Origin of the sequence: Micromonospora sp. CA-248089 (genome assembly GCF_050948515.1) — a bacterium.
Classification (GTDB): Bacteria; Actinomycetota; Actinomycetes; order Mycobacteriales; family Micromonosporaceae; genus Micromonospora.
The window spans coordinates 3,115,580-3,128,220 of sequence record NZ_CP192016.1 but is presented as its reverse complement, the minus strand read 5'-3'; the positions used below and the strand labels follow the sequence as shown (position 1 = coordinate 3,128,220).

Sequence of the window (12,641 nt, the reverse complement as noted above, 5' to 3'; positions counted from 1 at the left end):
CAGCGTACGCACGCGGGTGTCCCGGACGGCGGCCGGGACCACCGGGGGCGGGCGCTTCGTGGTTCACTGCCCGGCATGGAGACGACTGTCGGCGCGGCGGGCCTGCCGGCGGTGCTGGACCTGCCGTCCGGGCCGGTGCGCGGCGGCCTGGTGGTGCTGCACGGCTCGCAGGCCGGGCAGCGGTCCCACTTCCTCTACGAGCATCTGGCCCGGCTGCTGCCACCGGCCGGGGTCGCGGTGCTGCGCTACGACCGCCGCCCCCGTGCCGACGGGCACGACGTGCCGCTGACCGACCAGGCGGAGGACGCGGCGGCGGCCGTGACCGAGTTGCGCCGGCACGTCGGGGCGGCGCCGGTCGGGCTCTGGGGTTTCAGCCAGGGCGCGTGGGCGGCGGCGCTCACCGCCACCCGGCACCCGGTCGGCTTCCTGGTCCTGGTCGGGTGCAGCGGCGTGAGCCCGGCGGTCCAGATGCGCTACGGCACCGCCGAGCAGCTGCGCCGCAACGGCTACGGCCCGGCCGAGCTGGCCGAGCTGGCCGAGCTGCGGCGCGTCGCCGAGGGGTTCCAGCGTGGCGAGGTGCCGCGCCCGGTGGCGCAGGCGGCGATCGACGCGGCGGCGCGGCGGCGGTGGTTCCCGCTGGCGTTCCTGCCCGACGAGCTGCCCGCCACGCCCGGCACGTGGACCGACATGGACTACGACCCGGCGCCGGTGCTGGCGCGGCTGACCGGCCCGGTGCTGCTCTGCTACGGCGAGACGGACGCGTGGATCCCGATCGAGGAGAGCCTCGCGGTGTGGCGGCGGACGGCCCGCGACGCCGAGCTGACGGTGGCCCGGCTGGCCGGCTGCGACCACGCCCCCACGCTCGGCGAGGCCGAGGACCTGGACGGCATCTCCCCGCAGTACGAGCGGGTGCTGCTGGACTGGCTCGACCGCACGCTGCCGCCGCCGGGCTGAAGGGGCCGGGCGCCACGAAAGGTGGTCGCCCGCCCCGCGTGACCCGGCTACGCTGCCGCGCATGGACGCCGAGCTGCCCACGTTCGAGTTCGCCTTTCCCGGTCCGCTGCGCGACCAGCTCGTCGCCGCGGTGCTCGACGGGAGCAAGACCACCACCACCGGCCTGCTGCAGGACTACGAGATCGACGGCGAGCCGCTGCCCGAGGTCGGCACCCGCTCGGCGGTGATCGACTCCGCCGGCCGGCCGGTCGCGGTGATCGAACTCGTCGAGGTCCGCGTCGCCCCGCTCGGCGAGGTGGACCTCGACCACGCCCGCGACGAGGGCGAGGGGTTCGAGACGGTCGCCGCGTGGCGGGAGGGCCACGAGAGGTTCTGGCACGGCGACGACTACCGCGGCTGGCTCGGCGACCCCGGGTTCACAGTGGACGACGACACCCCGGCCGTGCTGGAACGCTTCCGCCTGGTCGAGACGCTCTGACGTACCGGCCGGGCGGCTCACTCCGTGGCGAGCCAGGCCCGCAGCGCCGCGCCGTGCTCATCGAGGTCGGGTGGCGGCAGGTCGTATCGGGGCGGGGTGCCGGACAGGCCGATCGGGTTCCGGATCCCCGGCACGCCGCCGGTAGTCACCACCGGCTCCAGGCCCAGCCCTTCCGCCAGCGCCACCCCCTCGGCCACCGAGTTGATCGGGCTGCACGGCACACCGGCGGCGCGCAGCTCGGCGAACCAGTCCGCGCTGCCGCGCCGGGACAGCGCCGCCACCAGCATCGGCCGCAGTTCGTCGCGGTGCGCGACCCGGTCGACGTTGCGGCGGAACCGCGCGTCGTCGGCCAGCTCCGGCACGCCGAGCACCCGGCAGAGGGTACGGAACTGACCGTCGTTGCCGGCGATCACCACCAGGTCGCCGTCGGCGGTGGGCAGCGGCTCGTACGGGACGATGCTCGGGTGCGCGTTGCCCATCCGGTGCGGCGCCGCTGCCCCGGCGACGTACGCGCTGGTCTGGTTGACCAGCCCGGACAACGCCGAGGAGAGCAGGTCCACGCGGACGTGCTGCCCGCGCCCGGTCGACTCCCGGTGCCGCAGCGCGGCCAGGATCCCGACCGCCGCGTGCAGCCCGGCGATCACGTCGAACACCGCCACCCCGGCCTTGTAGGGCGGGCCGTCCGCGTCCCCGGTGAGGCTCATCAGGCCGGCGGCGGCCTGCACCATGAGGTCGTACCCGGGCAGGTCGGCGCCACCGGCGTCGCCGAAGCCGCTGATCGAGGCGTACACCAGGCGGGCGTTGCGGGCGGTGACCGCGTCGTGGTCGAGGCCGAAGCGGCGCAGCGCGCCCGGCCGGAAGTTCTGGATCAGCACGTCGGCCCGGTCGGCGAGCCGGTGCGCCAGCGTCAGGTCACCCGGGTCGATCAGGTCGAGGACCAGCGAGCGCTTGTTGCGGTTGACCGACAGGTAATAGGTCGAGACGTCGTCGCGGACCGGCGGGCGCCAGCCCCGGGTGTCGTCGCCGCCCGGCCCCTCCACCTTCACCACGTCCGCGCCCAGGTCGGCCAGGAGCATCGTCGCGTACGGCCCGGCGAGGATCCGGGAGAAGTCGGCGACCAGCACCCCGCGCAACGGACCCGACATGCCACCCCTCCCTCGCCGCCGACCACGATGACACATTCCCGACGGCCCACCCGGCCAGGGTTGCCCGTCCGGCTACGGTCACCTCGGGGACGTACCGGGAAAGGGGTGTGCCCGTGCCGCTGCTGAGCCGGCTCGCCGAGACCACAGACGACCGTCCGGGCGCGGTCCGGGTGGAGGACCGGTCGCTGTCCTGGGTGGAGCTGCGCCGCGCGGCCACCGCGGTCGCCGACGACCTGCGCGGCGCGGCCCGGGTGGCGGTGCCCGCCACCGCGACCCTGGAGACGGTGGTCGGCGTGGTCGGCGGGCTGCTCGCCGGCGCGGCCGTGGTGCCCGTGCCACCGGACGCCGGCCCGATGGAACGCGACCACATCCTGCGCGACTCCGGCGCGGAACTGCTGCTGGCCACGCCGGGCACGCCGGACGCCGGCGCGCCGCCGGTCGTGCCGCTGGACCTGGCCCGGCGCTCGGACACCACGCATCCCGAGCCCGACCCGGCGGCCACCGCGCTGATCCTCTACACCTCCGGCACCACCGGCGCGCCGAAGGGCGCGGTGCTGTCCCGCCGCGCGATCGCCGCCTGCCTGGACGGGCTCGCCGACGCCTGGGCCTGGACCCCCGACGACGTGCTGGCACACGGCCTGCCGCTGTTCCACGTGCACGGGCTGGTGCTCGGCGTGCTCGGCCCGCTGCGCGTCGGCAGCCCGCTGCGCCACGTCGGCCGGCCGCACCCCGAGCGGTACGCGGCCGCCGGCGCCTCGATGTACTTCGGCGTACCCACGATCTGGTCGCGGATCGCGGCGCAACCGGCGGCGGCGCGGGCGCTGCGCGGTGCCCGGCTGCTCGTGTCCGGCAGCGCGGCGCTGCCCGAGCCGGTCTTCGCGGCGCTGGCCGGGCTGACCGGCAACCGGCCGGTCGAGCGGTACGGGATGACCGAGACCCTCGTGACGGTGAGCGCCCGCGCGGACGGTCCCCGGCGGCCCGGCACGGTGGGCGTGCCGCTGCCCGGCGTGCACACGCGTGTGGTGGACGACCACGGCGGCGCGCTGCCCGCCGACGGCACGGCCATGGGCGAACTCCAGGTACGCGGCGGCACGCTGTTCGACGGCTACCTGAACCGGCCGGACGCCGACGCGGCCACCCGCACGGCGGACGGCTGGTTCCGCACCGGCGACGTCGCGACTGTCGACCCGGACGGCGCCCACCGGATCGTCGGCCGGGCCGCCACCGACCTGATCAAGAGCGGCGGGTACCGGATCGGGGCAGGCGAGGTGGAGGACGCGCTGCTGGCCCACCCGGGTGTCCGGGAGGCGGCGGTGGTCGGCACGCCCCATCCCGACCTGGGGCAGCAGGTGACCGCGTACGTGGTCGGCGACGGCGTGGCCGAGACCGAGCTGATCGACTTCGTGGCACGGCACCTGTCCGCGCACAAGCGGCCACGGCAGGTACGGCTGGTCGGCGCGCTGCCCCGCAACGCGATGGGCAAGGTGCAGAAGTCCCGGCTGGGCGAGACGTGACCCGCACCCCGCCGGGAACCAGGCGGACCGTCCGGACGACTATCCCTACATGGTGTGTGAGCAGTGGCGGGAGATCCTGTCGGCACAGCTGGACGGTGAGGCGTCCGGGTCGGAGATCGAGGCGGCCGAGGCGCACCTGACCGGCTGCGCCGGCTGCCGCGCCTGGTTCGACACCGCCGCGTCGGTGACCCGGCGGGCCCGTACGCAGCTCGCCCCACGGGTACCCGACCTGGTCGACGCGGTCCTGGCCGCCGCCCCGCCGCCCCGGCCCAGCCGCCGCCACCGGATCACGCTCGGCCTGCGCGGGGCGCTCGGCCTGCTCGGCGCGGTGCAGCTCGTGCTCGGCCTGGCCCAGATCGGACGGGAGGCGGTCGTCGCGCACGCGCACGTCTCCGGCCAGCACCTGTGGCACGAGTCGGCGGCCTGGAACGTCGCCGTCGGCGCCGGGTTCCTCTACGTGGCCGCGCGCCGGTCCGCCCCGTCCGGCCTGCTGCCGATGCTCAGCGCGTTCGTCGCCACGCTCGTGCTGCTGTCGGTGAACGACCTGATCACCGGGCAGGTGGCGATGACCCGTCTGGTCAGCCACGGCTTCCTGCTGGTCGGCTGGGCCGTGATGCTGGTGCTGTCCCGGCTCGGCCGGCGCCCCGGCGACACGCCACCCGGGCAGCGCCGGTCGGACGGATCGCGGTGGGCGCTGCCGGCCGAGGAACCGGCCGCGCCGGCGCTGCGGCTGGTGCCGCCCGGCCCGTACCCGGCACAGGCCCGCGACCGGCGCGCCGCCTGACGGTCCGCGCGGAGCCGGTGCGTCCCCGCGCGGGCCTGCTGCCTCTCCGCGCGGGCCCGTGTTCCCGCGGGCCTTTGCGTTCCGCGATCCCGCAGTGACGTCCCGGCGAGTCCCGGCGGTCGTGACACCGGCGAGTCCCGGCGGTCGCGGCCTCAGCGGGCCCGGCGGTCGCGGGCGTCGCCGGACCAGGCGGCGACCAGGTCCTCACGGGCACGGGCCACGCGGGAGCGGATCGTGCCCACCGGACAGCCGCACACCTCGGCCGCCTCGGCGTAGGACAGGCCGAGCACCTGGGTGGCCACGAACGCCTCCCGCCGGTCCGGCGGCAGCGTGGCGATGAGGCCGCGCAGCACCACGCCGTCGTCCCCGCCGCCGGTCACCGCGCCGGCCGCCTCGGCGGCGGCCTGCCAGTCCGGCAGCGCCGCCACGCGGGGCCGGGCGGTCGCCGCCCGCACGTGGTCCACCGCGACCCGGCGGGCGATGGTGAAGATCCAGGTACGCGCCGACGACCGGCCCGCGAAGCCGGGCAGGCTGCGCAACGCGCGCAGGAACGTCTCCTGGGCGAGGTCGTCGGCCTCGGCGGGCCCGGCCAGGTGGGCGAGGAACCGCCACACCGGCGCCTGGAGGGCCCGGACGAACGCGGCCGCGGCCAGCTGGTCTCCCCGGGCGGCACGACGGGCCCACCCGGTCACCTGCTCGTCGTCGGCGTCCGGGCTCATCCGCGGCCGGCCCGCCGGTCCGGCATGCTCATGCCGGACGGTACGGAAACGGGCCCCGCTCGGTTCATTCCTGGCGTCCCTCCTGCCGGCGCCGGGTTCCGGCCGCCCTGGATTGGTCGGCCGGCGGCTGGGAAAAGTTCCCCCGCTGTCAGTCGTCGACGGACACGGTGACCGGCCCGACCCGCAGGACGCCGTCGGTGAGCGGGGCGCACCGGACGCCGCCACGGCGGCGCATCGCCTTCCACGTACCGGGGACGACCACCACGTCGAGCCACGCGCAGGGCGGGGCGGCCCGGTGCACCCGCAGCCGGACCGGGCCGGCACCGGAGTCGAGCGTGAGGACGCGCCCGACCAGCTCGTCCACCGGGATCCCGTCGGTCAGCACGTTGCGCCGCAACTGGGTGAGGTCCGCGCCGGGCGGTAGCGACTCCCGCGCGATCAGCGTGACGCTCGCCTGCCGGTGCGCGGGACGACCGAAGTAGCGGTCACCGACGATGCCGAGTCCGGCGCGCACCTGCACCTCGTCGACCAGTTCACCCGGTGGCGCCGGGGCTGGCCCGTCCGCCGGGCGGCCCACGTACCGGTGTACGGGCGAGGCCAGCAACTGGACGATCCGCGGCATGCCCGAAGTCTAATCGCGGGCATACCATTGCCAAACCGGACGATAGCCGCGCTCACGTATCCGTGTCCCGAGCAGGGCCGTTGTACCAGGTGTGACGGCGAGGCGACACGACGCGATCGGGGCTCATCCGCGGCGGCGGCTGGCCTGGGCCCGGCGCGAGAACGAGCGCCGGCGCCGGGCGTACGAGTCGGCGGCCCGGATCTGGCGCCGGCACGCCGAACACCTCGACCGGCTGGCGATGGAGGCGGCAGGCTTCCACGGCTGCGCGCTGCCGGGCACCCCGCTGCCGGTGCCGCTGGACGACGGCGAGATCGTCTACCGCATCCTGCCCACCGTCGACCTGGTCGAGGCCACCGCCCGGCACCTGCCCGGGCTGCCGGTGCCGGGCCGCACACTCGCCGACTGTCTCGACCCGGCCGACGGTCCGCTACCGGCGGGACTGCGCGTGGTCGACAGCGGCGCCGCCGTGGTGACCGACCGGCGGGTGGCCTTCGCCGGGCACGACGTCCGGCGGGACTGGCCCCTGCGGGAGCTGCACGGCCTCGGGCACCACCCGGGCCGCCCGGTCTCCCTGCTGCACGGCGCCGACGGTGGCACCCCGGCGGGTCTCCGCGTACCGGCACCTGGCGCGGCGAACGCCCGGTTCTACCTCACCCTGGCCCACGCCGGCGCCACCGGCACGCGACAGGCGGTCGTCGAGGACGTCGAGGCGCTGCGGTCCGCGCACCGGGCCGCCCGGCCCCGGCCACCCCGGCCGCTCGGCCCGTGGGACGCCCCGGCCGAACGGGCGCTCCCCCAGCGGCTGGCGGCAGCGGGCGTCGCGGCGGTGGCGGTGCTGCTGAGCGTCACCTCCGCCGGCACCTGGACGGCCACCGCCGGGCAGACCGATCCGGCGCACCGACCGGCGACCCATCCGGCGACCGCTCCCGCCGCGACTCCCTCACCTCCGGCCCCGCACACGGCGACTCCGGCCGGCCCGTCGTCGCCGCCGATTCCCCGGCCGACCCGGTCCGCGCCGCGACCGGAGCGTCACCCGGTCACCCTGCCGGGCGGGCGGGTCCTCACCACCGCACCACCTGTCGCCGGGTCGCCGCCGACGCGCCCCGGCGACCGCCCGCCGGCACCCGTCGAACCGACCGCGCCACCCGCCGACCCGGTGACCCCGGCGCCGACCGTGAGCCCGACGGGCGACCCGGACCCGACCGGAGGGCCCGGTCCCACGGACGAGCCGAGCCCGACCGCGTCGTCCGAGCCGCAGACCCTCCTGGACCTGGTGGGCCTGCGGCTCGGCCCGGCCGCCCGACGCGGCGCGACAGCCCAGGCAGACACCAACCCGCACACCCACCGTTGATCTTGCACTTCTGGCCCGGGGGGTGAGGGATTCGTCCCGCTTTCGGAGGGCCGAAAGTGCAAGATCGCGGGGGCGAGGGCCGGGGGCGAGAGGGCGAGGCGTGTCAGGGAGTGTGGGGGGTCAGGAGGTAGTCGCCGTCGTCGGGGCTCCAGCGCAGCTCCACCGCTCCGCCCGTCGCGGCCGCCTTGCAGAACTGGAGGAAGCTGCGGTAGCCGAGCTTCTTCTCGCTGAAGTCGGGCCGCGCGCGCCGGAGCTGGTCCTTCAGGCCGGACAGCGCCACCGCGCCACCGTCCGCGGCGAGGTCCACCACCACGGAGCGCAGCAGCCCGAACGCGACCTCCCGGTCGCCCTGCTCGGGGAGCGACACCTCCGGGTCGCCCTTGGCCGGCCCGGCGGCCAGCTCCACCACGTTGTGCGCGGCGAGGTGGCGCAGCAGTTCCCCGAAGGTCCGGAAGCCATAGTCGGACTCGCTGAACGTGGGGTCCTTGCGCAGCAGCGCGCGCTTGAGCGCGGAGGCGGTCACGTCGCCGCTGGAGCTGCCCTGCATGCCGGCGACTGTCTGCACGAGCTGCACGGCGAGCGTGTCGACATCCCGCGCCGAATCGTCCTCGGCCGGGGTCTCCGCCACCGGCTCGGGCGCCGGCTCCGCGGGCGAGGGCCGGGCCGGGCGCGACCGGCGGGCGGCGGGCGGCGGTACGTCCACGCCTTCGAGGCGGTCGTAGTAGAGGAACTCGTCGCAGGCCGGCGGCAGCAGCGCGGAGGTCGACTTCTCGACTCCGACGCCGATCACCCGCTTGTTGAGTTCGCGCAGCTTGTGCACGAGCGGGGTGAAGTCGCTGTCGCCGGTGCAGATCACGAACGTGGAGATGTAGCCGCGCTCGAACGCCAGCTCGACCGCGTCCACCGCCATCTTGATGTCGGCGGCGTTCTTGCGGGAGGCGCCCATCCGCTGCGGTATCTCGATCAGCTCGACGTGTGAGCGGGTGAGCATCCGCCGGTCCTCGTCGAAGTACGACCAGTCCGCGTACGCCCGGCGCACCACCACGCGTCCCCGCTCGGCGAGCGCGTCAGCGATCGGCCGGAAGTCGAACGGCCGGCCGCCGTGATGGTCGCGGACGCCCAGGGCCAGGTTCTCGTAGTCGAGGAACAGCGCGATGCGGTCTTCGTGATCCACGGAGGCAGCCTAGCCCGGCCGGACCGCCGCGCCGGTCAGCGCCGCTCGTCGCGGTAGACGGTCTCGCGGCGGGCCACCCGCTGGATGGCGTAGCTGGTCACCAGCAGCAACAGCGCGAGCACCACCTCGACGCCGGCGACGGTGCCGGTGGCGACGGTGAGCCCGAGCAGCAGCAGGATCAGCCCGACGACGGCGAGCAGGCCCGCGAGCAGCAGCCGGTTGCGCCGTCGCGCCGACCGCTGCGCGTCGTCGTCTGCGCTCACGCTGGCCCGCCTTCCTCCGGTTCCGGTTCCGATCCTAGGCGTCGGCCCTGGCCGGGGTGGCGGATCGCGACGCCGGAACGGCCCGGGGCCGGACGCGAACGCGTCCGGCCCCGGGCCACGGCGGCGGTCAGTGGATCGGGACCGGCATCGGACGCTTGTCCTCGCCCGGGTCCCCGTCGAGCAGGTGGGAGGGCTCGCGGCGGCGGGGCAGGAACGCGGCCGGGACGAAGGTCAGCAGTACCAGACCGAAGGCCACCCAGAACGTGGTGGAGAAGGAGTTCGCCGCGAAGTCGAGCCCGCGCTCGATCAGCGACGGCGGCACCGGGAACTGCTGGAGCAGCTCGGGCTGCTGCTGCGCGGCGATGGCGAGCTGGGCCTCGGTCAGCGGGGCGCCGGTGGCCGGGTCGGTGACGCCGGGGATCGGCTGCGAGCCGTTCAGCTCACTGGTGAGGATGACCGACATGACCGCGGCGCCCACGGAACCGCCGATCTGCTGGAGGATGTTGACGAGCGTGGAGCCGCGCGCCACCTCGGCCGCGCTGAGCGTCTTCAGCGCCGAGGTCATGATCGGCATCATCGTGCCGCCCATGCCGAGGCCCATCACGAACAGCGAGCCGCAGAGCAGCCAGTACGACGTGTCGGTGCCGAGCTGGGTGAAGGTGAAGAACCCGGCCGCGATGAGCACCAGCGCGAACGGCACCGTCCGGCCGACCGGCACCTTGTCGGCGAGCATGCCGGCGATCGGCATGGTCAGCATCGCGCCGATGCCCTGCGGCGCGATCAGCAGGCCCGCGGTCAGCGTCGTCTCGCCGCGCACCTGGAGGAAGTAGCTGGGGAACAGCAGGCCGGCGCCCATGAACGCGATGATGAACACGAACATGGTGACGGCGGCGATGGTCAGGTTGCGGTTGCGGAACAGCCGCAGGTCGAGCAGCGGGTGCCGGGGCCGGAACGAGTAGAGCACGAAGGCGACCACGAGCGCGCCGCCGACGAGCATCGGCAGCCAGACCTTGGTGTCGGCGACGGTGCCGGTCTCGGGCAGCGTGGAGATGCCGTAGAGGAACAGCGCGAGACCCGGCGAGAGCATGAGCATGCCGAGGAAGTCGAACGACTCGGACGGCTCGGCGTTGTCCTTGGGGAGCGCCAGCTGGGCGTAGACGAGCGCGACCAGGCCGATCGGCAGGTTGATCAGGAAGATCCAGTGCCAGCTCGCCACGTCGATCAGCCAGCCGCCGAGGATCGGGCCGGTGATCGGGCCGAGCAGCATCGGGATGCCGAGCACCGCCATCAGGCGGCCGATGCGGTGCGGGCCGGCGGCCCGGGTCATGATCGTCATGCCGAGCGGCATGAGCATGCCGCCGCCGAGGCCCTGGACGACCCGCCAGGCGATCAGTTCGCCGATCGAGTCGGCGGTGGCGCAGAGCCCGGAGCCGATGGTGAACAGCGCCAGCGCCACCATGTAGAGGCGCTTCGTGCCGAACCGGTCGGCGGCCCAGCCGCTGAGCGGAATGACAGTGGCCAGCGCGAGTGTGTAGCCGGTCATGGTCCATGCGACGCGGGCGTACGTGGCGTCGAACTCGCTCTGGAACGTCGGCAGCGCCACGCTGACGACTGTCACGTCGAGGATCGACATGATCGCACCGAGCACGACGACGCCGGCCACCTTGAGTACGGCGGCGTCGAGCTTCGTCGACGTCGCGACGGGTTGCTGGGTCACTGACGGTCTCCTGGAATCCGGTCCGGCACGAAGGTGGCGGTGGCGGCACCGCGCGCCGTCGGTGGAGCGCGGGCGGAACGCGCGGCGGGCGGCGTCCGGGCGACAGCGTAGCCATGACCTGCGACGAGACGCGGCCGGTTTTGCCGAGGGGCGAACCACCGCGGTGCCCGGAGCCGCCGCGTCACCGGCTCGGAAGTGCTCCGTCGGCTCGCGGAAAGGGCAGGTGCGCGCCGATTCGCCAGTCTTGTCGAGGCCCGGACCGGCGGCGGTGACCGTGACGAAGGTCATGCCTCGTCCGAGCGGCGCGAACGGGTGCCGGCCCTGCCGCTCAACCCAGGCCGGCCATCAGCTCGACCTCGGCCGTACGGGAGCGGTCGATGCGGCGGGCGAGGTCACGTACCCGCTCGCTGGTCCCGGCGGCGACCTGGGCGCGGGCCAGGTCGGCCGCGGTGCGCTGGTGCCGGCCGAGCACGTCGAGCAGCACCCGGTCGGCGTCGGCGGGCGCGGCGGCGCGCAGCCGGGCCAGTCCGGCGGCGGCGTCGCTGTGCCCGGAGTGGTCGTGCCGGGCGGCCGCGGCGGCGGCTGACGGGCCCGCTTCGCTCAGCCAGCCGCGCATGGTCGCGAGTTCGTCGGTCTCGGTGGCCCGGACGGCGGCGATCAGGGTGCGGATCCGCGGGTCGGTGGCGCGGTCGAGGCCGACGCCGACGATCTCCAGGGTCTGCTCGGTGTGCGCCACCATCATGGCCAGGAACAACGCGTCGATCCCACTGGTGGTGGCGTCCGCGCCGGCCGGGATCGACGCCGTGGCGGACGGGACCGGCGGGGACGGATCAGCGGCGGGCGGCCCGCCGCACCCGGGCAGGGCCAGCACCACGCCGAGCAGGGTGGCGGCGGACGCGCGGCGGAGCCGGGGACCGGCCGGCTCCGCCGCGCGGCTACGCGGGCTCAGATCTGCTGCCACAGCGCCGGTACGTTCGGCGGCTCCCAGCCGGCGATGGCGGTGTGCGCCTGGCGGCAGCGGTAGGTGCGGCCGTCGTAGGTCACCGTGTCACCGACCTGGTACGCCCGCCCGGCGGTCCACGTACCGCCCGGTGCCGGGGTGCTGGTCCGGGTGGGCGTGGGCGAGGGCGCGGGGGTGGTGGGCGCCGCCGTCGGGGTGGGTGACGGGGTCGGGTTGCCGCCTCCGCCGCCGATCTGGAGGTCGACGCAGGAGTAGAACGCGTTGGCGGTGTCGGAGATGTTCCAGATGGCGAGCAGCTTCTGCCGGCCGGAGAAGCCGCCGAGGTTGACCGTGTGGGACACGGTCGCGCCGGGCTGGCGTCCCCCGCCGTCGACCACGGCGACCCGGGTGCCGCCGATCCAGTACTCCCAGTTGGCGGTGGCGTGCCGGGCGGTGTTGACCCAGGTGAACGTGACGCTGCTGCCGACCGAGGTGGCCGGCCAGTTGCGGCTGTCGTCGTTGAGGACCGCGAACTGGGCGATGCCGGCGTGGCAACTGCGCAGGCCCTTGGGGCCTTCGACGCTCTGCGGCTCGTACTTGATCTGGCCGCAGTCGGGGACCCGGTTCTGCGCGCAGAGCGCCTGGCGGCTGGGCGGCGAGGAGACGTAGCCGTGGGCCTGCGCGGGCGCGGCGAGCGCCAGCGTCCCGGTGACGGCACCGGCGGTGAGCAGCGGGAGGGTGATTCTTCGGCGCATGGTGGCAACTCCTTCGGGGGGAACGGAAGGTGCCATGAACATAAATTAAACATTGTTAACAGTAAAGACTCCTGTCTATAAATTAAGCCCTGCACTCCCCGACGCCAGGCGTATGATCCTGATCGATGGCTCGCCGCGCGGAGCCGATCGTCGTTCGTGGGCATCCCGCCGCCGTCGCGGCACCGGGAGGACGACGCAGAACCGGGCATCTCCCCGTCGTCCCAC

General features: G+C 75.0%; 13 protein-coding genes. 5 read left to right on the top strand and 8 right to left on the bottom strand.

Going from position 1 to position 12,641, the window contains the following annotated elements:
- The first annotated feature begins 75 nt into the window (after positions 1-75).
- Positions 76-954, top strand: a complete 879-nt coding sequence (locus ACQP26_RS14850) for an alpha/beta hydrolase family protein (protein WP_433495992.1) — start codon at positions 76-78, stop codon at positions 952-954.
- 61 nt (positions 955-1,015) lie between these two features.
- The gene (locus tag ACQP26_RS14845) at positions 1,016-1,432 is read left to right on the top strand and encodes an ASCH domain-containing protein (RefSeq protein ID WP_269706377.1); all 417 of its coding nucleotides are present in this window, start codon (positions 1,016-1,018) and stop codon (positions 1,430-1,432) included.
- A gap of 17 nt (positions 1,433-1,449) precedes the next feature.
- Here ACQP26_RS14845 and ACQP26_RS14840 read toward each other — a convergent pair whose 3' ends face one another.
- Positions 1,450-2,577, bottom strand: a complete 1,128-nt coding sequence (locus tag ACQP26_RS14840) for a CaiB/BaiF CoA transferase family protein (RefSeq protein WP_433495991.1) — start codon at positions 2,575-2,577, stop codon at positions 1,450-1,452.
- Positions 2,578-2,690: 113 nt separating this feature from the next.
- Here ACQP26_RS14840 and ACQP26_RS14835 point away from each other — a divergent pair, with 113 nt between their 5' ends.
- Both ACQP26_RS14835 and ACQP26_RS14830 read left to right on the top strand, forming a co-directional pair.
- Positions 2,691-4,091 carry an acyl-CoA synthetase gene (locus ACQP26_RS14835; protein ID WP_433495990.1) on the top strand — a complete coding sequence of 467 codons (1,401 nt, stop codon included), beginning with the start codon at positions 2,691-2,693 and terminating at the stop codon, positions 4,089-4,091.
- Positions 4,092-4,140: 49 nt separating this feature from the next.
- Positions 4,141-4,875, top strand: a complete 735-nt coding sequence (locus ACQP26_RS14830) for a zf-HC2 domain-containing protein (protein WP_269706380.1) — start codon at positions 4,141-4,143, stop codon at positions 4,873-4,875.
- 152 nt (positions 4,876-5,027) lie between these two features.
- Here the strand turns inward: ACQP26_RS14830 and ACQP26_RS14825 are convergent, their stop codons facing one another.
- Together ACQP26_RS14825 and ACQP26_RS14820 are read right to left on the bottom strand one after the other, a co-directional pair.
- On the bottom strand, positions 5,028-5,594 hold the full coding sequence (locus ACQP26_RS14825; protein ID WP_269706381.1) for a sigma-70 family RNA polymerase sigma factor: 567 nt from the start codon (positions 5,592-5,594) through the stop codon (positions 5,028-5,030).
- A 148-nt stretch (positions 5,595-5,742) separates the two neighbouring features.
- Complete coding sequence (locus tag ACQP26_RS14820; protein WP_433495989.1) at positions 5,743-6,216, bottom strand: molybdenum cofactor biosysynthesis protein; 474 nt, start codon at positions 6,214-6,216, stop codon at positions 5,743-5,745.
- Between the two features lie 91 nt (positions 6,217-6,307).
- Between ACQP26_RS14820 and ACQP26_RS14815 the strand changes: the two genes are divergently transcribed.
- Entirely contained in the window at positions 6,308-7,567 is a 1,260-nt protein-coding gene (locus tag ACQP26_RS14815; protein WP_433495988.1) for a hypothetical protein, read from the top strand.
- Between the two features lie 103 nt (positions 7,568-7,670).
- On the opposite strand, the gene ACQP26_RS14810 is transcribed toward ACQP26_RS14815, so the two are convergent.
- The 5 genes from ACQP26_RS14810 to ACQP26_RS14790 all read right to left on the bottom strand — a co-directional run bounded on the left by ACQP26_RS14810 (position 7,671) and on the right by ACQP26_RS14790 (position 12,416).
- Entirely contained in the window at positions 7,671-8,741 is a 1,071-nt protein-coding gene (locus ACQP26_RS14810) for a PIN domain-containing protein (RefSeq protein WP_269706384.1), read from the bottom strand.
- Between the two features lie 35 nt (positions 8,742-8,776).
- Complete coding sequence (locus ACQP26_RS14805; protein ID WP_269706385.1) at positions 8,777-9,004, bottom strand: hypothetical protein; 228 nt, start codon at positions 9,002-9,004, stop codon at positions 8,777-8,779.
- Between the two features lie 127 nt (positions 9,005-9,131).
- Positions 9,132-10,721: a DHA2 family efflux MFS transporter permease subunit gene (locus tag ACQP26_RS14800; RefSeq protein WP_269706386.1), complete on the bottom strand. Its 1,590-nt coding sequence runs from the start codon at positions 10,719-10,721 to the stop codon at positions 9,132-9,134.
- A 328-nt stretch (positions 10,722-11,049) separates the two neighbouring features.
- Complete coding sequence (locus ACQP26_RS14795; RefSeq protein WP_433495987.1) at positions 11,050-11,682, bottom strand: DUF305 domain-containing protein; 633 nt, start codon at positions 11,680-11,682, stop codon at positions 11,050-11,052.
- A complete protein-coding gene (locus ACQP26_RS14790; RefSeq protein WP_269706388.1) occupies positions 11,667-12,416 on the bottom strand; it encodes a lytic polysaccharide monooxygenase in 750 nt (249 codons plus the stop codon). Before ACQP26_RS14790 ends, ACQP26_RS14795 begins: the two co-directional genes overlap by 16 nt.
- Positions 12,417-12,641 lie beyond the last annotated feature (225 nt).